This window comes from Bradyrhizobium sp. 142 (assembly GCF_023074015.1).
Classification (GTDB): Bacteria; Pseudomonadota; Alphaproteobacteria; order Rhizobiales; family Xanthobacteraceae; genus Bradyrhizobium.
Genome location: NZ_JADPKQ010000222.1, coordinates 14,919 through 38,332 on the forward strand (window position 1 = coordinate 14,919; position 23,414 = coordinate 38,332).

The window sequence follows — 23,414 nt, forward strand, 5'->3', positions numbered from 1 at the left end:
GACGGAATGCATCAATCGGCGGCTCTTCAGATCGTCAATCGCCATTCGCGCCGTTGCTCTCCGCCTCTTCCGTGATGTGCTCGACCGAGACGACATGCTCGTCCTCGGCGGTGTCGAACACGATCACGCCTTGCGTCGAGCGGCCGGCGATGCGGATATCTTCGACCGGGCAGCGGATCAGCTGGCCCTTGTCGGTGACCAGCATGATCTGGTCGGCGTCCTCGACCGGGAACGAGGCCACAAGGTTGCCGTTGCGGTTGTTGACGTTCATGGCGACGATGCCTTTGCCGCCGCGGCCCGTGGTGCGGTACTCGTAGGACGAGGTCCGCTTGCCGAAGCCGTTGACGGAGACGGTCAGCACGACCTGCTCCTGCGCCGACATCTCGATATAGCGTTCCTGGGCGAGCTGGAAGCTGCCCGAGGTCTCCTCGGCCTCGACATCCGCCGCAGGCTCCTCCGTCGCCGCCTCGCCGGCCACGGCGCGGCGCATCTTCAGATAGGCCGAGCGTTCGTCCGAAGTTGTCTCGACATGGCGCAAAATCGCCAGCGAAATCACCTTGTCGCCCTCAGCCAGCGCAATGCCGCGCACGCCCATCGAGGTGCGCCCGGTGAACACGCGCACGTCGGTGACGGGGAAGCGGATGCACTGGCCGCCGGCGCCAGTGAGCAGCACGTCGTCGTGCTCGGTGCAGATCTGCACGTCGACGATCGCTTCGTTGTCGTCGAGCTTCATGGCGATGATGCCGGAGCGGCGGACGTCAACGAAGTCGGACAGCTTGTTGCGGCGGACATTGCCGCCGGTAGTCGCGAACATCACGTCGAGGTTGCCCCAGGTCGATTCGTCCTCCGGCAACGGCATGATGGTGGTGATGCGCTCGCCCTGCTCCAGCGGCAGGATGTTGATCAGCGCCTTGCCGCGCGCGTTCGGCGCGGCCATCGGCAGCCGCCAGACCTTTTCCTTGTAGACCTGGCCGCGCGAGGAGAAGAACAGCACCGGCGTATGCGTGGAGGCCACGAACAGGCGCGAGACAAAATCCTCGTCGCGGGTCTGCATGCCGGCGCGGCCCTTGCCACCGCGGCGCTGCGCCCGATAGGCCGAAAGCGGCACGCGCTTGACGTAGCCGGCGTGCGACACGGTGACCACCATGTCCTCGCGCTGGATCAGGTCCTCGTCCTCGACCTCGCCCTCCTGCTCGATGATCACGGTCCGGCGCGGGGTCGCGAACTCGGCCTTCACCTCGGCAAGCTCGGTCTTGACGATATCAAGCACGCGAGCGCGTGAGCGCAGGATGTCGAGATAATCGGCAATTTCGCCGGCGAGCGTGTCGAGCTCTTCGCGGATCTCGTCGCGGCCGAGTGCTGTGAGGCGCTGCAGGCGCAGATCGAGAATAGCCCTGGCCTGCTCCATCGACAGCCGGATCGTGCCGTCCTCGCTGATGCGGTGGCGCGGGTCATCGATCAGGGTCAGCATGTCCTCGACGTCCCGGGCCGGCCAGTCGCGCGACATCAGGGTGTCGCGTGCTGTGGTCGGGTCCGGTGAGGTACGGATGACACGAATCATTTCGTCGATATTGGCGACAGCGATCGCCAGGCCGACCAGGATATGCGCGCGGTCGCGCGCCTTGCCCAGAAGGAACTTGGTCCGCCGCGTGACGACCCGCTCACGGAAGTCGACGAAGATGGCGAGCAGGTCTTTCAGATTCATGATCCGCGGCCGACCGCTGTCGAGCGCAACCATGTTGACGCCGAAGCTCGTCTGCAGCGGCGTAAATCTGTAGAGCTGGTTCAGCACCACGTCGGGCACGGCGTCGCGTTTCAGCTCGATGACGACGCGGAAGCCGTCGCGGTCGGATTCATCGCGCAGATCGGCGATGCCCTCGATCTTCTTCTCCTTGACCAGCTCGGCGATGCGCTCCACCATCGTCGCCTTGTTCACCTGGTACGGAATTTCGGTGACGATGAGCGCCTCACGCTCCTTGCGAATGGTATCGATCGTGACCTTGCCGCGCATCATCACCGAGCCGCGGCCGAGGTGATAACCGGCGCGGATGCCGGCGCGTCCGAGAATGACGCCGCCAGTTGGAAAATCCGGTCCGGGAACGATGTTGATCAGCTCGTCAATGGTGAGCGCGGGATTGTCGATCAGCGCCACGCAGGCATCGATGACCTCGCCGAGATTATGCGGCGGAATGTTCGTGGCCATTCCGACTGCGATGCCGCCCGCGCCGTTGACCAGAAGGTTCGGGAACTTGGCCGGAAGAACCGACGGCTCGGTCTCGTTGTTATCGTAGTTCGGCTGGAAATCGACGGTGTCCTTGTCGATATCGGCCAACAGAGCCAGCGCGGATCGCGTGAGACGCGCTTCGGTGTAACGATAGGCGGCAGGCGGATCGCCATCGACCGAGCCGAAATTGCCCTGACCGTCGATCAGCGGCACGCGCATCGAGAAGTCCTGCGCCATGCGGACCATCGCGTCGTAAATCGACTGGTCGCCGTGCGGATGATACTTACCGATGACGTCGCCGACCACGCGGGCGGACTTGACGTACTTCTTATCTGGCGTGTGCCCTTGCTCGTGCATCGAGTACAGGATGCGGCGGTGCACCGGCTTCAGTCCGTCGCGGGCATCGGGCAGCGCACGCGCCACGATCACGCTCATGGCGTAATCGAGGTAGGACTTTTTCATCTCCTCGAAGATGGAGACGGGGCGAATGTCCGAGGGTTGCGCCAGCTGGTCGCCGGGCTTCTTGTCGTCGTCAGCCAAAGGGGAATCCGGTGAGTATTTATCTGGGAATCATATAGCGCATCGAAGCCCTCATAACCACCCTTGCGAAGTTCAGGGAAGCGCTTTTTCCGACTGTTTTTCCAGAGACTTACGCGCTCCCCGCCACGGCATTCAGCGGGCTGGAACGGATCGTCCGGAGCTGCCCGGCACACCCTGAAAATCACGCCGTGCATGATGGGCCGTGGCCCCGGCGCGGCCAGGCCCGCCACCACCAAACGCGAGCAAGATCATGATCCGGTGATGGTCGCGCTCACGCCGCGGATGGAGCTATGGCGAATGGCGCTGTGGCCCAGCGGCCTCAGGCAGCGGGCACAAGCCTCATCCAGCGTCAAACTGAGGCAAGGGATGAGGCTAGCCCGAAAACCACACCTCACCCGCGAATTGGTGCGAACTCCTGTCGTTCTACGCGCGGCAGCCGGAGGAGGAATGCCCCTGCGTTAGCCTCAGAACGGGATATCGTCGTCCATGTCGCTGTTGCGGCCACCTCCAGCGGCGGCCACCGGGCGGCGCAGCGCGCTGCTGACGGGACCAGAGGAGCCGAAATCGCCGCCCGGCTCATCGCCAAAGCTGCCGCCTCCGCCACCGCTGCGGCCGTCGAGCATCGTGAGGGTCGAGTTGAAGCCCTGAAGCACCACCTCGGTCGAGTATTTCTCCACACCGCTCTGGTCGGTCCATTTGCGGGTCTGAAGCGCGCCCTCGACGTAAATCTTGGCGCCCTTCTTCAGGTACTGTTCGGCAACCTTGCACAGACCTTCATTGAAGATCACGACACGGTGCCACTCGGTCTTTTCCTTGCGCTCGCCGGTCGCCTTGTCGCGCCAAGTCTCCGAGGTCGCAACGCTCAAATTCGCAATCGGCCGCCCGTCCTGAGTGCGCCGGATCTCCGGATCCTTGCCGAGGTTACCGACCAGAATGACCTTGTTGACGCTTCCCGCCATCGCCGCTCTCCACTCCGAATGCCACTGAATTCAAAAGGCCGGGCCGCGCGCCCGCGCTCCGCCGCTACCCTGTCGTGGACCCTATACGCTTCGCAGGGGCCGATCAGCCCGTATCCCCTCAGGTTATCCCCACATATAGCACCGATCTGAATTCTGTTCCAGATTTGTTCTTCGGAGGTTGATGCGCGAATGCAGGACGCTATGGCTGCCCCGTGACCGAAAAAATTCACGGCGCCGAATGGAACCTTTTTGGGTTCCCGCAAACGAGCAAAACAACTTAACATTCATCAAGTTAGAGGTGTCTCTAATGTCCCACGACTGTTGCATTTCGGGAACGGACTCTGCCACTCGATTGGGTTAGCCTTGCCTCGCAGTTAATTCATGGGCGTTGCGCCTGATCCGCCGCTTCGAGGGTCTCGAGAAGCGGACGACAATGGGGAGACTTGCAATGAACAAGATTTTACTTGGTGCAATCGGTGCGGTGGCGTTGGGGCTGTCGGCTCCCGCCAGCGCGGCGGATCTCGCCGCGCGTCCCTACACCAAGGCTCCGGCGCCGATGGTCGCCACCATCTATGACTGGAGCGGCTTCTACATCGGCATCAACGGCGGTGGCGGCTCGAGCCGCAACTGCTGGGACTTTGTGCCTCCCGCAGGCGGCGCTCTCGTCACCGATGGCTGCCATGACGCGACCGGCGGCACAGTCGGTGGCCAGATCGGGTACCGCTGGCAGTCCGCGAATTGGGTGTTCGGTGTCGAAGGCCAAGGCAACTGGGCTGACTTCCGCGGAGACAACATCAGCCCGACTCTAGCGTTTCAGCAGGATCGTACGCGAATCGATGCTTTCGGCCTGATAACCGGCCAGGTTGGCTATGCCTGGAACAATGTGTTGCTCTACGTGAAGGGCGGCGCTGCGGTGGTTAACGACAAATATGACCTTCTCGTCGCACCAGGGTTCGTAGGTGCCGGTACGGTGTTCGGCTCGGCTCGCGAAACCCGCTGGGGCGGCACCGTTGGTGCGGGCCTCGAGTTCGGCTTCGCTCCGAACTGGTCTGTAGGCTTCGAGTACAATCACATTTTCCTCGGCAATCGTAACGTCGACTTCACGTTTGGCGGTGCGTTCGTTCAGACCGAGCGTATCCGTCAGGACGTCGACATGGGCCTCATCCGCGTCAACTATCGCTGGGGTGGTCCGGTGATCGCGAAGTACTGAGATCCCTCTGATACTGCTCACGATCAAAGGCCGGCCTCGCGCCGGCCTTTTTGCTGCACAGGCGGCACGAATAGGGCAGCCAGCACTACCTTTCAGCATACCGTGGCTTTTCGGGTACACAACTTGCGGCTTCAACGGTGTATGCACGACCTCAGTTGGACCACAGCGTCCGATGTCTTTCCGCTCGCGGAAGGCAACAATAGAAACTGGGACTGGGATTAAGTTGAAAATGAAAAAAGTTTTGTTGGCTTCGGCCTGTTTGTTCGCACTCGCCGCTCCGGCTTCGGCGGCCGATCTCGCGGCTCGCCCCTACACCAAGGCTCCGGTGGCTGTGGCCTCGGTCTACAACTGGACCGGCTTCTACCTCGGTATCGTCGGCGGCGGCGCCTGGGAGAACGGCTCGGGCGACCCGAAGATGAAGGGCGGCTTCGTCGGCGGCACTGCCGGCTACAACTGGCAGACCGGCAACGTCGTGTTCGGTGTCGAGGCTGATGGCGCCTGGGCTGACGTCAGCGCTTCGGCGACCGGCCCCGTCGCTGTCCCCGGCTTCGGTGTTGTCTCCACCACACTGAGCTCGAAGACCGATGCCATGGGCACCGTGCGCGGCCGCATCGGCTACGCCGTCAATCAGGTCCTGTTCTACGGCACCGGCGGTTACGCCTGGATCGACAACAAGCTCAGCCTCTCCGCGCTCGGCGTGACCGCCTCGGACAGCAAGTGGCACTCCGGCTGGACCGTCGGTGCGGGCGTCGAAGCGTTCTTCGCTCCGCAGTGGTCGGTCAAGGGCGAGTACCTCTATCGCAGCCTCGGCGGCGAGACCTACTTCTCTGGCGCCCTGCCCACCGGCACGCTCAACTTCCACACCGTGCAGGTCGGCGTGAACTATCACTTCGGGGGCCCGGTGGTCGCGAAGTACTGATCTTCGCTTCCAACGCCATCGCGTTACGAAAGGCCGGCCTTGCGCCGGCCTTTTTGTTTTCGCGCGGCGCCGCAGCGGCTCTTCGGGACTGTTCCAGGCCCTGCTGCTGCCAGATGCCGCCAGCGCGCCAACAATCCGTTGACGATTCGCAAACCCCACTGGAAATCCGTCGCCGTTCTTCCTACGTTCGCTGACCATACCCATCGGCGCCGATCCCGGTTCCGGGCGAAGCGCGCCTTTTTCGTTGGCGCGATCGCGCGCCTTTGGGATTCCTTGAGGACCACCAGGATGGATGAAGTGATCAAGGCGAAGCGCCAACAGCAGAACGCGGGCTCAAGCCTGCGCGCAATTACGATCCGTGGCGCGCGCGAGCACAACCTCAAGAATGTCGACGTCGAGATTCCCCGCGACAAGCTCGTGGTGTTCACCGGCCTCTCCGGCTCCGGCAAATCCTCGCTCGCCTTCGACACCATCTATGCCGAGGGCCAGCGCCGCTACGTCGAATCGCTCTCGGCCTATGCCCGCCAGTTCCTTGAGATGATGCAGAAGCCGGACGTCGACCAAATCGACGGCCTGTCGCCGGCGATCTCGATCGAGCAGAAGACGACCTCGAAGAACCCGCGCTCGACCGTCGGCACGGTGACAGAGATCTACGACTACATGCGCCTGTTGTGGGCGCGCGTCGGCGTGCCCTACTCGCCCGCCACAGGCCTGCCGATCGAAAGCCAGACCGTGTCGCAGATGGTCGACCGCGTGCTGGCGCTGCCCGAGGGTACCCGCCTCTATCTGCTCGCGCCGGTCGTGCGCGGCCGCAAGGGCGAATACCGGAAAGAACTCGCCGAATGGCTCAAGAAGGGCTTTCAGCGCGTCAAGATCGACGGCACCTTCTACGAGCTCGCCGAGGCGCCGACGCTCGACAAGAAATTCCCGCATGACATCGACGTCGTCGTCGACCGCATCGTGGTGCGGCCCGACATCGGCCAGCGCCTCGCCGAAAGCTTTGAGACCGCGCTGAAGCTCGCCGAAGGCCTCGCCGTCGTCGAGTTCGCCGAGGCGCCGGGAGCGGCGGCGCCTGCGGAAGAGAAAAAGAAGACCGCAAAGATCCACGACAAGAGCGGTCCCGAGCGCATGCTGTTCTCGGAAAAGTTCGCCTGCCCGGTTTCCGGCTTCACCATTCCGGAGATCGAGCCCCGACTGTTTTCCTTCAACAACCCCTACGGCGCCTGCCCCGCCTGCGGCGGGCTCGGCGTCGAGCAGCATGTCGACGAGGATCTCGTCGTCCCCGACAAGGATGTAACGTTGCGCAAGGGCGCGATCGCGCCCTGGGCCAAGTCGTCATCGCCCTATTACGTGCAGACGCTGACCGCGCTCGGCAAGCACTACAAGTTCACGCTCGACACCAAGTGGAAGGATCTTGCGAAGAAGACGAAAGACGCGATCCTCTATGGCTCCGGCGAGGACGAGATCAAGTTCTCCTACGAGGACGGGGTGCGCTCCTATGACACCAAGAAGCCGTTCGAGGGCGTCATCACCAACATCAACCGCCGCTATCGCGAGACCGAGAGCGAGTGGGCGCGCGAGGAGCTCGCGAAGTATTTCCACGACGTGCGCTGCGAGGCCTGCAAGGGCTTTCGGCTGAAGCCCGAGGCGCTCTGCGTCAAGATCGGTGGCAAGCATATCGGCGACATCTCGGAGCTGTCGGTCAAGGGCGCCGGCGCCTGGTTCGAGACCGTGCCGGAGGCGCTGAACACCCAGCAGAACGAGATCGCCGGCCGCATCCTCAAGGAGATCCGCGAGCGCCTGACCTTCCTGCTCGACGTCGGCCTCAACTATCTCACCCTCTCGCGCTCCTCCGGCACGCTGTCCGGCGGCGAGAGCCAGCGCATCCGCCTCGCCTCGCAGATCGGCTCGGGCCTGACCGGCGTGCTATACGTGCTGGACGAGCCGTCGATCGGGCTGCATCAGCGCGACAACGCGCGCCTGCTCGATACGCTCAAGCGCCTGCGCGATCTCGGCAATACCGTGATCGTCGTCGAGCATGACGAAGATGCCATCCTGCTCGCCGACCATGTCCTGGACATCGGTCCCGGCGCCGGCATGCATGGCGGCAACATCATCGCCGAGGGTACGCCTGCCGAGATCATGCGCAACCCGAAATCGCTCACCGGCAAATATCTCACCGGCGAGCTCGAGGTCGAGGTGCCGGAGCGGCGCCCGCCAAACCATCGCCGCACCATCAAGGTGGTGAACGCGCGCGGCAATAACCTCAAGAACGTCACCGCGGAGATTCCGCTCGGCCTGTTCACCTGCGTCACCGGCGTTTCCGGCGGCGGCAAGTCAACGCTGCTGATCGACACGTTGTACCGCGCCATCGCCCGCAAACTGAACAACGCCAGCGAAGGCGCCGCGCCCCACGATCGCATCGAAGGCCTCGAGCACATCGACAAGATCATCGACATCGACCAGTCGCCGATCGGCCGCACCCCGCGCTCGAATCCTGCGACCTACACCGGCGCCTTCACGCCGATCCGCGAGTGGTTCGCCGGCTTGCCCGAATCCAAGGCGCGCGGCTACGAGCCCGGCCGTTTCTCGTTCAACGTCAAGGGCGGCCGCTGCGAAGCCTGCCAGGGCGACGGCGTCATCAAGATCGAGATGCACTTCCTGCCCGACGTCTACGTCACCTGCGACGTCTGCAAGGGTAAGCGCTACAACCGCGAGACGCTCGAAGTGCTCTTCAAAGGCAAGAGCATCGCCGACGTCCTCGACATGACCGTCGAGGAAGCTGCCGAGTTCTTCAAGGCGGTGCCGCGCGTGCGCGAGACCTTTCAGACCCTGCACCGCGTCGGCCTCGATTACATCCACGTCGGCCAGCAGGCGACGACCCTGTCGGGCGGTGAAGCCCAGCGCGTCAAGCTGGCGAAAGAACTCTCGAAGCGCGCCACCGGCCGCACGCTCTACATCCTGGACGAGCCGACCACCGGCCTGCACTTCCACGACGTCAAGAAGCTGCTGGAGGTGCTGCACGAGCTGGTCGCGCAGGGCAACACGGTCGTCGTGATCGAGCACAATCTGGAAGTCATCAAGACCGCCGACTGGGTCATCGACTTAGGCCCCGAAGGCGGCGACGGCGGCGGCGAGATCGTCGCCTGGGGCCCGCCGGAAGACATCGCGAAAGCGCCGCGGAGCTATACGGGGAAGTTTCTGGCGCCGGTGCTGGCGAAGGCAAGGAAGCCGAAGCGGCGAAGGACGGCGAGCGAGGCGGCGGAGTGAGGTCTGTCAACGACGCGCAGCAGCGCTAAGAGCCACTCCTCCATGACGCCTCCTCAATGAAGGTCAAGTCGGTCTACCAAATCGTCGCCCCGTTCGCGACCGACTCGGACATTTCGCGCGAGCATATCAAGAATTTAATTGAGTATCTCCAACCCGGGCGCGAAATGAGGATCCGAGGGGATACGTCGATGACGGCGAAAAACTGTTCGTACGAAGCAGGAAGCTGACACGAACAGAGGAAAAATATCTGAACCTCAAATTCATCATCCCCGTTCGATGGACGTTGGAATTCTCAGGCTCGTTCAAATTCCCTGGCGCCAAGCGGTTTGGGAAGAGAGATCACTCCGGCAGGCTCGTCAAAATGTCCGCCAGCGAGCTCAAAGCAATTTGGGCGGATATTCTGCCGGTTGAGCTCGACCTTTCAATCCAGTCCTATCTGTTTTCCCTGACCTTTGCTTTTCCCGGGTCTGTGCGCCCCATCGACAACGCGTGGTGGCTCGGAGGCAAGCCCGCACCGTTACCGGAAATACTATAAGTCTCATATCAACGAGGCTCTTGAATTTCTGTATGAAGAAAAGTTTGAACTAAGAAATGACGTTAAGCCGGAGACGACAATCAATTGGATATTTAGGAACAATGGCATTTTTGATGGCTACAGTGACTCACCTGCTTCGCGTTCCCTGAATTTCTTTACTAGGCTATTTGTCACTGACTACCGCAACGATGAACTTTCAGACTTTGTATGGGCAGTTGCCGGAATTGAGGCACTTCTAGTCGAGGGCGGGCGATCTTCAGTTGGGCAGCTAAAGGACAAATTGACTGCCATCTTTCAATCAAGGGGCAGCTCTAAGTGGCTGCATAAATGGATTTCGGACGTATACAATTTCCGTTCGCGGATGATCCACGGTGATCGACAGATCCGCTCAGCGTTTCGAGCCGATGAAGATGACGTGAAATCTCGCTTTTATGAAGAATACCATAGCTTGCTATTTGCCGTTGGTATTCTCTTTGCGCTGCTGCAGGAGACGATCGCTCTAGATACCCGGAAATTCGAATTCACAACGATAGTTGGCAAGACTACCTAATTGAGGCCCTGGTCGCCCATCATTTTAACTCGACGGTCATTCCTGCATACATGCCCTACTCCCTCGCCATCTTCGATCTCGACGGCACGCTGGCCGACAGCTTTCCGTGGTTCCTGCGCACCATCAACGATGTCGCCGACCGCTTCGGCTTCCGCCGCGTTGCGGATGAGGATGTCGAGGGGCTGCGGCATGCCTCAACGCGCGAGATCCTCAGCCGGCTCGAGGTGCCCTTGTGGAAGCTGCCGGCGATCGCGCGGCATGCGCGGCGGCTGAAAGCGGAGGCGGCGGCGGAGATTCCGCTGTTTGCGGGCGTCGAGGCGATGTTGCGGGCGTTGACTGAGGATGGCGTGCAGCTTGCGCTGGTGACATCGGACAGCGAGGCCAATGCGCGCGAGAAGCTCGGCAAAGCCGCGGCGCTGTTTTCACATTTCGACTGCGCCGCGTCGCTGTTCGGCAAGCCCGCGAAATTCCGCCGTGTCATCCGGCGCGCCGGCGTGGACCCAAGCCACGTGATTGCGATCGGCGACGAGGTACGCGACATCGAGGCGGCGCGGGCTGTCGGGATTGCCTGCGGCGCCGTGTGCTGGGGTTACGCCGCACCGGCGGCGCTGCGGGCGCGCGAACCGGATTTTCTCTTTCACCAAATTGAAGATATCCTGCACACCTGTTTAAAGCGGGGTTCGCGTGACGGAGAAGCGACCATGCCGGCCGCCTCAAAACTGAAAGCAGATATTTCCGCCGTCTTCGACCTTGCTGATAGTGGTCGTGAGACGGATATCGCGCGGGACAAGGACGAGATGATTGCAAAGGCGATCCGAGACGAGCACTCATCCGAACATCAGCAGAAGCGGCAACCGCGTCCGGGAGACGACCGGAGATCGTAAGTTGGCGCGGAGGCATTGGTGCGCAACCCGCCCTACTCCGTCCTCCGCAAAAACGTCCCGAACGCCCGCGGGCCGTCGCCGGTCTTGACCTCGCCCACGACCTTCAGTTCGGCCGCATCGATGATACTGAGCGTGTTGCTCTCCCAATTGGCCACGATGATGCGCTTGCCGTCCGCGGTGGCGGCGATACCTTCCGGGTAGTCGCCGACGGTGATGCGTTTCACCGGCTTCAGCGTCGCCAGATCGAACACGCTGACAGTGCCGCCATATTGGTCGGTAACGAAGCCGCGCCCTTGCGCCAGCGCCACCGCATAGGGCCGCATCCCGACCGGCACGCGGCCGATCTCGCCGCCCGCCGCGATGTCGATCACGGAGACGTCGTTCGAGCCCACATTGGCGGTGTAGGCGCGCCTGCCATCGGCGTCGATGGTGACGCCGAAAGGACGCGTGCCGACCTTGATGCTCGCCTTGCGCTCGCGTGTCGCGGTATCGACCACTGAGAGACTGTCGTCGTCGCGGTCCGCCGAAAGCAGCCAGCGGCCGTCGGGCGTCACGGCGAGGCCCGACGGCGAAGCACCGACCGCGACGCTGGCCGTGACGCTGCGCGTCGCCGCATCGATCACGCGCACCGCGGCGGCGTACCAGTCGGCGACGTAGATCGTCTTGCCATCAGGCGCGACGGCGATGCCGAGCGGCCCACCGCCGACCTCGATCCGGCCGGCGACCTTCCGCGTTGCTGCGTCCACCACCGTCACGGCCTTGGCATCCGGGCTCGTCACATAGGCAAAGCGCCCATCCGCGCTGACGGCTACGCCGGCCGGCTTGCCGCCGATCGGGATGGTTGCCACCGCACGTGCGGTGGCGAGGTCCACGACCATCAGGTCGTCGCTGAGCTGGTTGGTGACGAAGGCCTCTTCAGCGGACGCATGCGCGATGCTGGCGGCAAGCGCCGCCAGAACCAGAGCCCGCACGCTCAGCTTCCGCTTTCGATCTTCTTCTTCAGCGACTCGAGCCCGGCCTGATAAAGCCCCTTCACCGCTTTGACGGCGGCCTCGTCGCTCAGCTCCGGCGGCGGATCGTTGTTGGGAAAGCCGCGGTAGAACGCGCCGGTCCATTCCAGCGTCGAGCCTTTGCCGTCGGCGCTCGGCGCCACCGTCAGCGTCGAGGAATAGTTGGTCACCGGTAGCACCTTCACATCGACGGTGGTGATGCGGTAGGAATAGGTCATCCCTGCGGCCTCGAACTTGTAGAGCTCCTCGTCGACGGTGGCGCCGCCGGTCAGCGTCAGACGGCGCGTCGCGCCGATCTCATTGCCTTTCTCGCCCTCAGTCTTGGTGACGGGCGGTAGCCAGCTCATGTCCTGGAAGTTTCCGATCGCGGCCCACACCTTGGCCGGGGCTGCGTTGATCTCGATGGATTCCCGCACCTTCTGCCGGGTCGGCCCATGGGCCCAGGCCGGTGTAAAAGCCGCAGTCAATGCCGCCGCTCCCACCGCCGCCAGCGCCGCAGCCACGGCCGTGCGCCGTCCAATCGTCACCCTCATCTCGTTTCCTCATGCGTCTCGTTGATCGTGCGCGACTTCGAAGCGCGCTCCGATCATCGTAGCGCATTTTGGGGCCGGGGGGAGACCTGTTCGTGGTGTCGCTGCGGCGGAGCGTTCGCGCAGGCCACAACGTGTTGCGTGGCTCGGCGGGCAAAACACCCATGGGAAGGTCTACGACTGCAAGCAGAGATATTTCTCCTTATCCGCATTTCTGATTATCGAATAGGAGGATGCGAAGCTGTCTCCGGACTTGAACCTCAATCGGTACTGAGCCGATGCCGCATACACCGTCATTGCGAGCGCAGCGGAGCAATCCAGAGTGCCTCCCCGGAAAGATTCTGGATTGCTTCGTCGCAAGAGCTCCTCGCAATGACGACAGAGCGACCGTCAACCGGCTCCCCTACTCCGTCAACGTCGCCTCGACGAACCCCCGCGGATCGTCACAGAATTCGCGCATCACCCGGTAATGATCGGTTTGCTCCACCGTCGTCGGCTCCAGGCCGTATTTCCCGAGCCGAAGCAGCTGCGCATTTGGATAAGCCATCAGCAGAGGCGCATGGGTCGCCATGATGACCTGGCAATTGCCGGAGCGATCCATCCGATGCAGGAGGTTGAGGAAGTCCATCTGCCGCGCCGGCGACAATGCTGATTCCGGCTCATCGAAGATATAGATGCCCTGCTTCTGGCAGCGTTCCTCGAAAAACCAGAAAGCCCTCCCCGTGGGAAAAGGAGAGATAGTCCGGCGCTTCCTCAACGCTCGCGCCAAACACACCTTCCATGAGTTGCGCAGCACTCCCGGCCGAGCGATCCAGATAGCGCCCAACAGAAAAGAATGTCTCGGCCCGGAAGAACCAGCCGTCGGTTACCTTCGGCACCCAGGCAGCCTTCAAGGCGGCAGACAGCTCTACGCCGGTGACTTCCATGCCGCCATCGATCTCCTGAAAGCCCTTGCGGCCGCCGGTGCTGGCAAATCCGGCCATCCCCGCGATGCCTTCGAGGATGGTCGATTTGCCGGTCCCGTTCTCGCCGACGATGATCGTCACGGCGGTATCGAAGCTCAGATCGAACTCGTCCCTAAATACGGGAAGACAGAACGGATAGGCCTCCCAATCCTCGACCTGCGAACGATCGAGCCAGACACGCTTGAGATACGGCGCTCGCAACGTGGTCTGACGGCGTCCTTTCCGGCCCATGTTCCTGTCCCCGCTAAAATTCACACCAGGAACGTATCAGGAACAATCATTTCATGGAAGTGGCATTCGAGCACTACTGCCAGCACCGGTCGAGGCCTAGCCCAGCGCCTCCAGCACCAACTCCATGGTCATCAGCACGGGATTGTCGCCGCGAACCAAGCGTCCCTCGGCGATTCCACCGGTGTAGTCGATCAATGCGATATCGAGGGTCGCTTCCAGAGCGCCAGAGCTCCCGGGCGCTATCGTGCCGGCCATGATGGCGAGCTCAGTGGCGAATGGCTCGGTGATGCCGCCCTGGGTGAAGCGTGCGCCGATGGTCGAGCCGACGCCGCCATGGAGCTTCGCTCGCGATATGCCCTGCGCACGGCAGAAGCCTTCGAGGCAGCCGGCAAAATCTTGGTTGGGGCGCAGCCGCAGCGCGAAAGCGCGACTCGTCGTACGTGCGCCACCGCTTGCCGCTACGACCGGTCCGAACAGCTTGAAGTTCGTCTCAGAATCCGCCTCAGCAGTGAACGTCGCTCCGTCAATCCCAAAAGCCTCGACCAAAAACGGCTCGGCGACGATCGTCGCGTCCGGCAGCATGTGGCCGCCGCTCGCCTTGCCATCGGCCTCGGTCCAGAGCCCGTGGCAATGAAAGAACGGCGCGCCGTCCCGTGTGCCGAGCGTCATGCTGCCGAGCTTCGTGCGCGTCACGCCCGCGGGCCGAAACGTGTCGCTGTAGAACGCGGCGTTCTCACCGGTCTTGGACAGCGCCGGCATCACATAGGCGAACGGCCCGAGCGCGCCGCTGCCAAAGTTCAGCACGCCGCCGGCAAATCCCTCTGCCGCAAAGCCGCGGCGCGCAGCCTCCAGCAGCGGCAAACCTGGTTGAAGCGTGAACGAGAAGGCACGTCCCCTCGCCTCCACCCATTGGATGCGCTCGGGAATCGGCGTGCCCGGCTGCTTGATGCTGCGCATGACGACCGCTCAGCCCGCTTTCGTCTTGTCGAGATCGAGCAGCCCGCGTGCCTCGAGCTCGTCGCGCACCATGCGTTTTGGGATTTTGCCATATCCGGACTTCGGCAAGGCGTCCCAGAAAAAGAATCGCTTCGGCATCTTGTAGCGCGGCACCTTCGGCGAAAGGAACGCCGCCATCTCCGCTTCGCTCACGGGCTTCTCGCCTTCGCGCGCAACGCAGACGGCGACGCCGACCTCGCCCCAGGTCGGATCGGGCACGCCGAGCACGGCGACCTCTCCGACGCACGGATGGGTCAGGATCTTCTCCTCGATCTCGCGCGGATAGATGTTGGAGCCGCCCGAGATGTACATGTCGGAGGCGCGGCCGGTGATATAGACGAACCCCTCCTCGTCCATGTGACCGAGATCGCCGGTGCGGAACCAGCCGTTGCGGAACGCCTTCGCGTTGGCCTCGGGGTTGTTGTAATAGCCGGCGAACACTGCGGGGCCGATCACGCAGATCTCGCCGCTCTGGTTGGCGCCCAGCTCACGGCCCTCGTCGTCCTGGATCGAGACCTGCATGCCGGTGCGCTCGAAGCCGCAGGTGCCGAGCTTCACATGCGGACCGTCCTCGGCATCGTGCAGCGCCGCCGGCAGCACGGTGATGTTGCCGGTGACCTCGCCAAGGCCGAAATATTGCACGATGACCTTGCCGAGCTTCTTCAGCGCGGTCTTCTGGTCCTCGCGATACATCGGTGCGCCGGCATAGATTACCTGGCGCAGCGAGGAATGGTCGTACTTGTCGACCGCGGGATGCTCGACCATCATCTTCAGGATGGTCGGCACCACGAAGAGATTGCTGACGCGATGCGCCTCGATCAGGCGGAACGCCTCGTTGATGTCGAACCTCTCGGTCGGCAACAGCACTGTGCGTGCGCCGCGCGCAGTCTGCATCAGCTGGTGCACGCCGGCGCCGTGCGAGAGCGGCGCCACCACCAGCGATGCATCGGCTTCCGTCGTGCCGGGCGTGAGATCGGCGAGATGATTGGTGATCACAAAACCCATCTGGCCGTGGGTCAGCACCGCGGCCTTGGAGCGACCCGTGGTGCCGGAGGTGAAGAAGAACCAGCAGGGATCGTCGTGCTCGACTGCGACGTGCTCGACTGCGGCGCCTGCCTGCGAGGCGATGGCATCCGCGACCGACGTCTCGCCGAACGACGCCTTGCCGTCGATGCTCCAGGTGAACTCCAGCGCGCCGCCGCTGACGGCCGCAGCGTGCTCGGGAAAATCGGCGTGGCACAAAAACGCCTTCGCCCCGGAGGCCTGCGCGAGATAGGTGACCTCGTCGGGCATCAGACGGAAATTGGTGGGAACCCAGATCGCGCCGAGCCTGAACGCGGCAAACATCGAAAAGAACATCTCGTCGCCGTTCTTGGAATGAACGAGGATGCGATCTCCTTTCTTGATGCCACGCACGGCGAGCGCGGCAGCCAGCGCCGAGACCTGCTTATCGATCTCGCTCCAGCTCCAGGACTTGTCACCCCAGACGAAGCCTGGGCGCGATCCATGCCGCCGCGCGTTCTGGGTCAGCATGTAAGCAAGATTCATGACGCGGCGGGACATGCGCAGGGGCTGCATGGGGCTTCCTCTTCGACGGCGGACGGCGCGCTGGCCGCCCGCTCCTTGCAGCCCATTTATCGCCATCGCCCGCGCCCCCGCAAGGCCGCCGGCCGCGCGGGATTGCGTGCAGTGTGAGCAGGAGAGTTACGTGACGCATTCGCCTCGGTCGTCGGCAGAGCGGCGGTCGTTCAGGAAATTTTAAACCCGATCGGCGCAACCTCGGGCAGTTCTCGCGTACAGAGTGCCGCATCATGGTCAAAGCGCCCGCCCTCCTCCTGTTGTCGCTGGCGCTTGCCGGATGTGCCATGGGACCGCAAGCCCATTTGGCCTCGGATCCCGCCTTCAAGCCTGCGCGCTACGCCTGGGATGGCGCCGGCGAGGATCCCAACCATCCACGTGCTGGCTCCGAGCCGAGACGGACCGCGGCCCGATCCGAGCGCAACAGGTCGCAAGCGGTCCAGCCCTATTCGAAGGAATGGTGGCAGGCGCAGGACGGCGTCGAGGTCGAGCAGGAGGCCAGGGTCAACCGCTCGCTGGTCATCTGCCAGGGCTGCCTGCGCCTGCAGCAACAGCCGGAGGATTCACGGCTCGCCAAAACGACCGATTGAACCGAACCGCCCCGCATATCGGTCTACAGAGATACACGCCCAAGGGCGACGTCGGGTCGTTCGATTTCGATCCCGTCACCAAGTCGCAGGAACCGGACGTGAGATCGGTCAAGGTTGACGCCGAGAAGACCGGGCCGACAAGGCGACCATCGCCGACCACCTCATTGACCGCAAACCCGCCGACCAGGTCGTGCGTTATGATTTCGTGCGCGAGGCTGGCAGCTGGAAGATCGACGACATCAAGGGCTCGTCGGAGGGCGAGGTCTGGTCGATCCGCAAGATGCTGACGGACTCGCTAAAGAGCTGACCGGAGACACCATGAGCGACGTCATCGACAACAAGGCCCATCACCGTTTCGAGCTGGAGATGGAAGGCCATCTTGCGACCGAACATTACAAGCTCGATGGCAGCGTCATCACATTCGAGCATACCGACGTGCCGAAGGAACTTGGGGGCAAGGGCGTCGGCTCAAAGCTAGTGCAAGGCGCACTCGACCAGGTCCGCGCGGCCGGATTGAAACTGATCCCGCAATGCCCATTCGTGAAAGCGTGGATCGAGAAGCACCCGGACTATCAGGATCTGGTAAAAAGATGAGCGAGAGCAGGCCCGCCGATCTTGCAGCGGGCCTGCTGACATCTACCGGCCTATTGCCCGTGCTTCAGCATATCCTGGTCACTCAGATCCCAGTCCTGCCACAGTTGGAGGACGCCGAGGACCACCGCCACAGCTCCCAGACTTGTATGGTAGACCCGGAGAAAACCTTCACCGGAATAGCCGAGCACGTAGGGCGAGACCATGAGCCACAGCCCAATCACGATTGTCGCCACCTCCTGCCATCGCTGCAAGGCGACATATTCGAGCTGGCTGAGCCCAAATATGACGAGGCCGATCGCGACCGCGTTCAGGACCATGATCTCGCGTCCGACGATCCCCGACTGATCCTGGATGGGAAACCACGGCGATGCAGCAATCAGCGCACCGAGCAGCATCCCGCACCAGTCTTCCCATGTTCGATGAGTATTCAAGAAACCAAAGTCCGACATCGTACCCTCCTCCAAAAGAGGCATACGTCTGCGGCTGGCGATCAGACACTCCGAACGTCTGGCGACCATGCCGGCCGCATTCGGGCGTATGTCCTGAAACAATACGTAGGGAACCGGCGCGCGATTGCAAGACCACCAATGTTGTTCGCCAATGAGGCCCATCCGGAATCGGCGCCGTCGAGAGCAGCGCGGCGAGCAACGGCCATGAGGCTGAGTAGGACACGCATTTTGCAGATGTCTCCCCTGCGGCCGACTTCTTTTGGTCGCATCTTGGCAAGGTCGGGGGCAGGCGCCTAGATCAGTCGACGGACGACAACTCGGAAGGATTTGGCATGGCGGCATCGGTGCGCGACAACAAGGACAGGAGCCGCTTCGAGCTCTACGTCGGCAGCGAGATCGCCTTCGCCAATTACCGGCTGACGCCCTCCGCTGTGATCATCACCCACACCGAGACGCCGCGTGCGCTGCGCGGCCGCGGCATCGCCTCGGAGCTGGTCAAGGGCGCACTTGAATTGATCCGCCGCGATGGCAGGAAAGTAATCGCCGGCTGCGGCTTCGTCGTGGACTATCTCGACAAGCATCCAGAGGACGCGGATCTGGTTGCCTGAAACAGAGGGCCCGCGAAATCGCGGGCCCTTGCAGCGACCGGGCGATCGGTCAGTGCTTGATCTCAGGCGGCAGCTTGCCACCATTGGCGGCGAGCTTGGACATCACCTGCTTGTGCAGCCAGACATTCATGCTCGCCGAATCGTTAGTGTCGCCGCTGTAGCCGAGCTCCTTGGCGAGGTCCTTGCGAGCTGCAAGGCTGGAATCGATGTCGAGCGCCTTCATGAGGTCGACGATCGAGGTGCGCCATTCCAGCTTCTCGCCCTTGTGCGCAGCGACGGCCGCGTCGACGATCGCCGCGACGTCGACGGTTGCCATCGGCGCCCCTGCCGGCGCCGAATTGCCGGGAGCGGCCCCTGCAGGCGCGCTGCCCGAAGCTGCGCCACCGGCGGGCGCGACGGAAGCCGGATGGCTGCCGAAGATCGCGCCCATGATTTTACCGAAAATGCTCATATCTGCTCCCCGAAAAGGATCCGTTGGACCTTGAGTGGCACTTATAAACGAAGTTTCTGTGTTGCGCCCGCAGAGTTCTGCGAACCGGCAAGCAGCATCAGCTTATCTGCGGCGAAATGACGGCCGAACGACATCATCGAGGTTGCACCGCGACATCGAATCTCACCCAAGCGTGAGGGACAGGACGGAGAATTGGGAGTACGATTCCTGTTCAGCTCGCGATGCCATCCGGAATTCGCGTCAGGTCGGGATCGCGATCATCCAAGAAAAGCGGCCGCTTGCGTCGTTTGGCGGCGCCGGATTCGGCCGCCAAGGGGAGCAAGCAACGATGGCCTCTCTCTATCAGGGCAATGTGCCCACGATAGCCCAGTCCGATGCGACTGGACCAACCATCCGGACCATCCATCTGTCCGACCTGCACGACGCACTCCGCCGCGGCTGGGAAGATTTCAAGGCGGTGCCGAGCCATGCCATCATCCTCTGCGTGATCTATCCGGTGCTGGGCCTCGTGCTCGCCCGCGCGGTGCTGGGCTACTCAGTGCTGCCGCTGTTGTTTCCGCTCGCTGCGGGCTTCGCTCTGATCGGCCCGTTCGCCGCACTCGGCCTCTATGAACTCTCCAGCCGGCGCGAACGCCATGAAGAGGCCAGCGCCTGGGACGCCATAGAAGTGCTGCGTTCGCGCTCCTTCGGCGCCATGCTCGGCCTCGGCACGCTGCTGCTCGCGTTGTTCGTGACCTGGGTCGCGACGGCGCAGGCAATTTACGTCGCAGCCTTCGGCTATGAGGGTGCGACCGGCATCTCGGATTTTCTGACCCGCGTGCTGACGACGCCACAGGGCTGGTGGCTGATCGTGGTCGGCTGCGGCGCAGGCTTCCTGTTCGCACTGGCCGCGCTGTGTCTCAGCGCCGTGTCGTTTCCCCTGATGCTTGACCGGCACGCCGGTGCGTTCGACGCGATGGTCACCTCGCTCCGCGTCGTCGCCAGGAATCCCGTGCCGATGGCAGCCTGGGGCCTGATCGTCGCGGTGCTGCTGGCGCTCGGCACGATTCCGGCCTTCCTCGGCCTCGCGATCGTCATCCCCCTGCTCGGCCACGCCACCTGGCATCTTTATCGCAAGGTGATCGTCGCCGATGCCGGCGCGCAGCCAGTGCCGCCTCCGCCGCATCGTCCGCGCAAGCCGGCCGCAGACTTCCCCGCCAACCTCTTCCCGTGGCGGAATCGGCCGGACGTCTGACGATATCGCGACATCCGATCCTGCTCGGGTCCGGGCAGGACCGGATGATGCCATACGCCTTGCTTTGGCCGCGGTTTCAATCGAGATTGCAGCCGCCGGTCATGCCAATTTATGGACTCAATTTAGTCGAATGACTCCGACGATTTCTCGTCTCGCCCTCGCAGCTTTCGCCCTCTCCGTGTCAATCATGTCCGCCGAGCCCGCGCTCGCCGCCGTTGCCTGCGGTTCGGGCAATTTCGACGCCTGGCTTGCGGACTTCAAAACCGAAGCTGCGGCCAAAGGCATCTCGCAGCAGGCCATTGCATCGGGGCTTGCCGGCGTAACGCTGGATCAGGCCGTGCTTAATCGCGACCGCTCGCAAAAGGTCTTCAACCAGACCTTTGAGGAATTTTCCGGCCGCATGGTGCCGCCGCGCATGCAGCGCGGCTCCAACATGATGAAGCAGTATGGCTCGGTGCTGTCGCGCATCGAGCAAACTTACGGCGTGCAGGGGGAGGTTCTGGTCGCGATCTGGGGGCTCGAAACCGATTTCGGCGTCAACACCGGCAAGTTCGCAACCATCCGCTCGCTTGCGACGCTGGCCTATGACTGCCGGCGCGCCGAGCAGTTTCGCGCCGAACTGATGGATGCCTTACGCATCGTCCAGCGCGGCGATCTTGCACCCGGCGACATGCGCGGCGCCTGGGCCGGCGAACTCGGCCAGACCCAGTTTATGCCATCGTCCTGGATGAAATACGCCGTCGACTTCGATGCCAATGGCAAGCGCGATCTCCTGCACAGCGCGCCGGACGTCCTCGCGTCCACCGCCAACTATCTCGCCGGCTATGGCTGGCAGCGCGGCAAGGATTGGCAGCCGGGCAGCTCGAACTTCACGGTGCTCCAGCAGTGGAACAAGAGCGAGGTCTATTCCAAGACGGTCGCCTATTTCGCCACCCAGCTCGCGCACGCCCCTTAGGACACTGATTTTCATTACACCTGCAGACCTGCGTTGTCAGACGCGCTTGAAGTGTGCTCGCCCTCCAATCCGATATGAACTTATATTCATATCTACGCCTTCCCGACACATGCGAATCGCGCATGCAGGGCTTGGGCATAGACGCTGCTGATTCTCTTGCAGATGACAGCAACGCAACCTATTCCGGCCACAAGTGGAACTTAATAAACCCGTGATTTTCCGGGTGTTTATAAGCAATTGCGGCTGCTTTCGCCCAGCTATTGAGCGGGTCTGCCGCCAGGTTAATCGTCCGTTATCTGTGCCATGCACCCTCCGCTTAGCTGCATCGCAACATCGGAACTTCCGCACTGCACCACTCCCATCTATATTCATTTCAACGATGAGGCCCGGGCAAGGGCTGAATCGAACTACAGGAGACTACCAATGCTGCTCTCGCTCATCCGCATGATCCAGGCTTTCCGGGACTATCAGCGCAATGTTGCCGAGCTGTCCCAGCTCAGCGATCGCGAATTGGCCGATATCGGCCTCGATCGCTCGGACATCCCGCGCGTTGCCGCCGGTGAATATCAGGGCTGACTTCGTTCAGCCCTCACCGGACGATACGATAACGCCCGCCTCGCGCGGGCGCTGTCGTATCTGAAGGCAGAAAACTCGATCTCGGTGATTCCACTCGCCGCCGAAAAGCGCTACCTGTCCCCCCATGACAGGACCCCAATCCAACATTGTGCACGTGATCGGCGCAGGCCTTGCCGGCTCCGAAGCTGCCTGGCAGGTGGCCAGATCAGGCGTTCCTGTGGTGCTGCACGAGATGCGGCCGACGCGCATGACGGAGGCGCACCGCACCGACGGCCTCGCCGAGCTGGTCTGCTCCAATTCATTCCGCTCGGATGATGCCGCCAACAATGCCGTAGGCCTGTTGCATGCGGAGATGCGTCGACTCGGCTCGCTGATCATGCACGCGGCCGACGCCAACCAGGTGCCTGCTGGCGGCGCGCTGGCGGTCGATCGCGAGGGGTTTTCCGCCGCCGTCACCAAGGCACTCAACGAGCACCCGCTGATCGAGATCGCCCGCAACGAGGTCGCGGGCCTGCCACCGACCGACTGGAGCAACGTCATCGTTGCCACCGGTCCCCTCACCTCCGCGCCTCTCGCCGAGGCCATCCGCGAACTGACCGACGAGGGCGCGCTCGCCTTCTTCGACGCGATTGCACCGATCGTGCACCGCGAGTCCATCGACATGTCGGTAGCCTGGTTCCAGTCGCGCTACGACAAGGTCGGTCCCGGCGGCAACGGCGCCGATTACATCAACTGCCCGATGACCAAGGAGCAGTACGACGGCTTCGTCGCTGCGCTCATCGCCGGCGAGAAGACCGAATTCAAGGAGTGGGAGACCAACACGCCCTATTTCGACGGCTGCCTTCCGATCGAAGTGATGGCGGAGCGCGGGCCCGAAACGCTGCGTCACGGCCCGATGAAGCCGGTCGGTCTCACCAACCCGCACGATCCTGCGACGAAAGCCTATGCAATCGTGCAGCTGCGCCAGGACAACAAGCTCGGCACGCTCTACAACATCGTCGGCTTTCAGACGAAACTGAAATACGGCGAGCAGCAGCGCATCTTCCGCACCATTCCGGGTCTGGAGAAAGCCGAATTCGCCCGGCTCGGCGGCCTGCACCGCAACACCTTTCTCAACTCGCCAAAACTGCTCGACACCCAGTTGCGCCTGCGTGCGCAGCCTCGATTGCGCTTTGCCGGCCAGATGACGGGCTGCGAAGGCTATGTGGAATCCGCTAGCGTTGGCCTGATTGCCGGCCTTTATGCGGCAGCTGACGTGCGCGGCGAGCGGCTCGCAAGCCCGCCTGCCACGACGGCCCTGGGATCGCTGCTTGGCCACATCACCGGTGGTCACATCGAGACTATCGAGCCAGGCACGCGGTCGTTCCAGCCGATGAACATCAATTTCGGCCTGTTCCCGCCGCTCGCCAGCGCGCCGACGAAAAAGCCCGACGGCAGCCGGCTGCGCGGCAACGAGAAGACGGTAGCCAAGAAGCAGGCGATGAGTGCACGGGCGCTCGCCGATCTCGATCGCTGGATCGCCGATCACCTGAACATTGCCGCCGCGGCGTGAGTTT

19 protein-coding genes and 3 pseudogenes are annotated in these 23,414 nt (G+C 62.8%); 13 read left to right on the top strand and 9 right to left on the bottom strand.

Annotated elements, in window-relative coordinates:
* Nucleotides 1–34: 34 nt before the first annotated feature.
* On the bottom strand, nucleotides 35–2,764 hold the full coding sequence (gene gyrA / locus IVA82_RS20285; protein WP_247493487.1) for a DNA gyrase subunit A: 2,730 nt from the start codon (nucleotides 2,762–2,764) through the stop codon (nucleotides 35–37).
* Between the two features lie 464 nt (nucleotides 2,765–3,228).
* Nucleotides 3,229–3,723 carry a single-stranded DNA-binding protein gene (locus tag IVA82_RS20290; protein WP_247388037.1) on the bottom strand — a complete coding sequence of 165 codons (495 nt, stop codon included), beginning with the start codon at nucleotides 3,721–3,723 and terminating at the stop codon, nucleotides 3,229–3,231.
* 448 nt (nucleotides 3,724–4,171) lie between these two features.
* Here IVA82_RS20290 and IVA82_RS20295 point away from each other — a divergent pair, with 448 nt between their 5' ends.
* The 5 genes and pseudogenes from IVA82_RS20295 to IVA82_RS20315 all read left to right on the top strand — a co-directional run.
* Nucleotides 4,172–4,933, top strand: a complete 762-nt coding sequence (locus IVA82_RS20295; protein ID WP_247388040.1) for an outer membrane beta-barrel protein — start codon at nucleotides 4,172–4,174, stop codon at nucleotides 4,931–4,933.
* Nucleotides 4,934–5,162: 229 nt separating this feature from the next.
* Nucleotides 5,163–5,852: an outer membrane protein gene (locus tag IVA82_RS20300; protein ID WP_247388042.1), complete on the top strand. Its 690-nt coding sequence runs from the start codon at nucleotides 5,163–5,165 to the stop codon at nucleotides 5,850–5,852.
* Between the two features lie 288 nt (nucleotides 5,853–6,140).
* The gene (gene uvrA / locus IVA82_RS20305; RefSeq protein WP_247388044.1) at nucleotides 6,141–9,122 is read left to right on the top strand and encodes an excinuclease ABC subunit UvrA; all 2,982 of its coding nucleotides are present in this window, start codon (nucleotides 6,141–6,143) and stop codon (nucleotides 9,120–9,122) included.
* 361 nt (nucleotides 9,123–9,483) lie between these two features.
* The gene (locus IVA82_RS20310; RefSeq protein ID WP_247388045.1) at nucleotides 9,484–9,657 is read left to right on the top strand and encodes a hypothetical protein; all 174 of its coding nucleotides are present in this window, start codon (nucleotides 9,484–9,486) and stop codon (nucleotides 9,655–9,657) included.
* Between the two features lie 600 nt (nucleotides 9,658–10,257).
* Nucleotides 10,258–10,863: pseudogene (locus IVA82_RS20315) on the top strand (HAD-IA family hydrolase); the annotation flags it as partial.
* A gap of 260 nt (nucleotides 10,864–11,123) precedes the next feature.
* Here the strand turns inward: IVA82_RS20315 and IVA82_RS20320 are convergent.
* The 5 genes and pseudogenes from IVA82_RS20320 to IVA82_RS20340 form a co-directional block, all read right to left on the bottom strand.
* Nucleotides 11,124–12,062, bottom strand: a complete 939-nt coding sequence (locus IVA82_RS20320) for a cytochrome D1 domain-containing protein (RefSeq protein WP_247388046.1) — start codon at nucleotides 12,060–12,062, stop codon at nucleotides 11,124–11,126.
* Nucleotides 12,063–12,064: 2 nt separating this feature from the next.
* Nucleotides 12,065–12,634: an SRPBCC family protein gene (locus IVA82_RS20325; RefSeq protein WP_247388047.1), complete on the bottom strand. Its 570-nt coding sequence runs from the start codon at nucleotides 12,632–12,634 to the stop codon at nucleotides 12,065–12,067.
* Nucleotides 12,635–13,034: 400 nt separating this feature from the next.
* Nucleotides 13,035–13,827: pseudogene (locus IVA82_RS20330) on the bottom strand (AAA family ATPase).
* Nucleotides 13,828–13,923: 96 nt separating this feature from the next.
* Nucleotides 13,924–14,784: a DUF296 domain-containing protein gene (locus IVA82_RS20335; RefSeq protein ID WP_247388049.1), complete on the bottom strand. Its 861-nt coding sequence runs from the start codon at nucleotides 14,782–14,784 to the stop codon at nucleotides 13,924–13,926.
* 9 nt (nucleotides 14,785–14,793) lie between these two features.
* On the bottom strand, nucleotides 14,794–16,401 hold the full coding sequence (locus tag IVA82_RS20340; protein WP_247388050.1) for an acyl-CoA synthetase: 1,608 nt from the start codon (nucleotides 16,399–16,401) through the stop codon (nucleotides 14,794–14,796).
* Between the two features lie 233 nt (nucleotides 16,402–16,634).
* Between IVA82_RS20340 and IVA82_RS20345 the strand changes: the two genes are divergently transcribed.
* The 3 genes and pseudogenes from IVA82_RS20345 to IVA82_RS20355 all read left to right on the top strand — a co-directional run bounded on the left by IVA82_RS20345 (nucleotide 16,635) and on the right by IVA82_RS20355 (nucleotide 17,585).
* Nucleotides 16,635–16,991: a hypothetical protein gene (locus IVA82_RS20345; protein ID WP_247388051.1), complete on the top strand. Its 357-nt coding sequence runs from the start codon at nucleotides 16,635–16,637 to the stop codon at nucleotides 16,989–16,991.
* A 32-nt stretch (nucleotides 16,992–17,023) separates the two neighbouring features.
* Nucleotides 17,024–17,298, top strand: a pseudogene (locus tag IVA82_RS20350) (DUF3828 domain-containing protein); the annotation flags it as partial.
* An 11-nt stretch (nucleotides 17,299–17,309) separates the two neighbouring features.
* On the top strand, nucleotides 17,310–17,585 hold the full coding sequence (locus tag IVA82_RS20355; protein WP_247388052.1) for a GNAT family N-acetyltransferase: 276 nt from the start codon (nucleotides 17,310–17,312) through the stop codon (nucleotides 17,583–17,585).
* A 50-nt stretch (nucleotides 17,586–17,635) separates the two neighbouring features.
* Here the strand turns inward: IVA82_RS20355 and IVA82_RS20360 are convergent, their stop codons facing one another.
* Nucleotides 17,636–18,034 (bottom strand): SPW repeat protein, encoded by a 399-nt coding sequence (locus IVA82_RS20360; RefSeq protein WP_148739719.1) that lies wholly within the window; start codon nucleotides 18,032–18,034, stop codon nucleotides 17,636–17,638.
* 332 nt (nucleotides 18,035–18,366) lie between these two features.
* Between IVA82_RS20360 and IVA82_RS20365 the strand changes: the two genes are divergently transcribed.
* Nucleotides 18,367–18,642, top strand: a complete 276-nt coding sequence (locus IVA82_RS20365; RefSeq protein WP_247388053.1) for a GNAT family N-acetyltransferase — start codon at nucleotides 18,367–18,369, stop codon at nucleotides 18,640–18,642.
* Nucleotides 18,643–18,691: 49 nt separating this feature from the next.
* On the opposite strand, the gene IVA82_RS20370 is transcribed toward IVA82_RS20365, so the two are convergent.
* The gene (locus tag IVA82_RS20370; RefSeq protein ID WP_247388054.1) at nucleotides 18,692–19,093 is read right to left on the bottom strand and encodes a DUF3597 domain-containing protein; all 402 of its coding nucleotides are present in this window, start codon (nucleotides 19,091–19,093) and stop codon (nucleotides 18,692–18,694) included.
* 328 nt (nucleotides 19,094–19,421) lie between these two features.
* Between IVA82_RS20370 and IVA82_RS20375 the strand changes: the two genes are divergently transcribed.
* From IVA82_RS20375 to trmFO, 4 genes are all read left to right on the top strand, one after another.
* On the top strand, nucleotides 19,422–20,327 hold the full coding sequence (locus IVA82_RS20375; RefSeq protein ID WP_247388055.1) for a DUF2189 domain-containing protein: 906 nt from the start codon (nucleotides 19,422–19,424) through the stop codon (nucleotides 20,325–20,327).
* 130 nt (nucleotides 20,328–20,457) lie between these two features.
* Nucleotides 20,458–21,282 (top strand): lytic murein transglycosylase, encoded by an 825-nt coding sequence (locus IVA82_RS20380; protein ID WP_247388056.1) that lies wholly within the window; start codon nucleotides 20,458–20,460, stop codon nucleotides 21,280–21,282.
* A 423-nt stretch (nucleotides 21,283–21,705) separates the two neighbouring features.
* Nucleotides 21,706–21,858 (top strand): DUF1127 domain-containing protein, encoded by a 153-nt coding sequence (locus tag IVA82_RS20385; protein WP_148739724.1) that lies wholly within the window; start codon nucleotides 21,706–21,708, stop codon nucleotides 21,856–21,858.
* A 124-nt stretch (nucleotides 21,859–21,982) separates the two neighbouring features.
* Nucleotides 21,983–23,410 carry a methylenetetrahydrofolate--tRNA-(uracil(54)-C(5))-methyltransferase (FADH(2)-oxidizing) TrmFO gene (gene trmFO / locus IVA82_RS20390; protein WP_247388058.1) on the top strand — a complete coding sequence of 476 codons (1,428 nt, stop codon included), beginning with the start codon at nucleotides 21,983–21,985 and terminating at the stop codon, nucleotides 23,408–23,410.
* Nucleotides 23,411–23,414 lie beyond the last annotated feature (4 nt).

Coding starts and splice junctions, on each gene's coding strand:
- IVA82_RS20290 (WP_247388037.1), bottom strand. CDS start 3,723: ATGGCGGGAAGCGTCAACAAGGTCATTCTGGTCGGTAACCTCGGCAAG.
- IVA82_RS20295 (WP_247388040.1), top strand. CDS start 4,172: ATGAACAAGATTTTACTTGGTGCAATCGGTGCGGTGGCGTTGGGGCTG.
- IVA82_RS20300 (WP_247388042.1), top strand. CDS start 5,163: ATGAAAAAAGTTTTGTTGGCTTCGGCCTGTTTGTTCGCACTCGCCGCT.
- uvrA (WP_247388044.1), top strand. CDS start 6,141: ATGGATGAAGTGATCAAGGCGAAGCGCCAACAGCAGAACGCGGGCTCA.
- IVA82_RS20310 (WP_247388045.1), top strand. CDS start 9,484: ATGTCCGCCAGCGAGCTCAAAGCAATTTGGGCGGATATTCTGCCGGTT.
- IVA82_RS20325 (WP_247388047.1), bottom strand. CDS start 12,634: ATGAGGGTGACGATTGGACGGCGCACGGCCGTGGCTGCGGCGCTGGCG.
- IVA82_RS20335 (WP_247388049.1), bottom strand. CDS start 14,784: ATGCGCAGCATCAAGCAGCCGGGCACGCCGATTCCCGAGCGCATCCAA.
- IVA82_RS20340 (WP_247388050.1), bottom strand. CDS start 16,401: ATGCAGCCCCTGCGCATGTCCCGCCGCGTCATGAATCTTGCTTACATG.
- IVA82_RS20345 (WP_247388051.1), top strand. CDS start 16,635: ATGGTCAAAGCGCCCGCCCTCCTCCTGTTGTCGCTGGCGCTTGCCGGA.
- IVA82_RS20355 (WP_247388052.1), top strand. CDS start 17,310: ATGAGCGACGTCATCGACAACAAGGCCCATCACCGTTTCGAGCTGGAG.
- IVA82_RS20360 (WP_148739719.1), bottom strand. CDS start 18,034: ATGTCGGACTTTGGTTTCTTGAATACTCATCGAACATGGGAAGACTGG.
- IVA82_RS20365 (WP_247388053.1), top strand. CDS start 18,367: ATGGCGGCATCGGTGCGCGACAACAAGGACAGGAGCCGCTTCGAGCTC.
- IVA82_RS20370 (WP_247388054.1), bottom strand. CDS start 19,093: ATGAGCATTTTCGGTAAAATCATGGGCGCGATCTTCGGCAGCCATCCG.
- IVA82_RS20375 (WP_247388055.1), top strand. CDS start 19,422: ATGGCCTCTCTCTATCAGGGCAATGTGCCCACGATAGCCCAGTCCGAT.
- IVA82_RS20380 (WP_247388056.1), top strand. CDS start 20,458: ATGACTCCGACGATTTCTCGTCTCGCCCTCGCAGCTTTCGCCCTCTCC.
- IVA82_RS20385 (WP_148739724.1), top strand. CDS start 21,706: ATGCTGCTCTCGCTCATCCGCATGATCCAGGCTTTCCGGGACTATCAG.
- trmFO (WP_247388058.1), top strand. CDS start 21,983: ATGACAGGACCCCAATCCAACATTGTGCACGTGATCGGCGCAGGCCTT.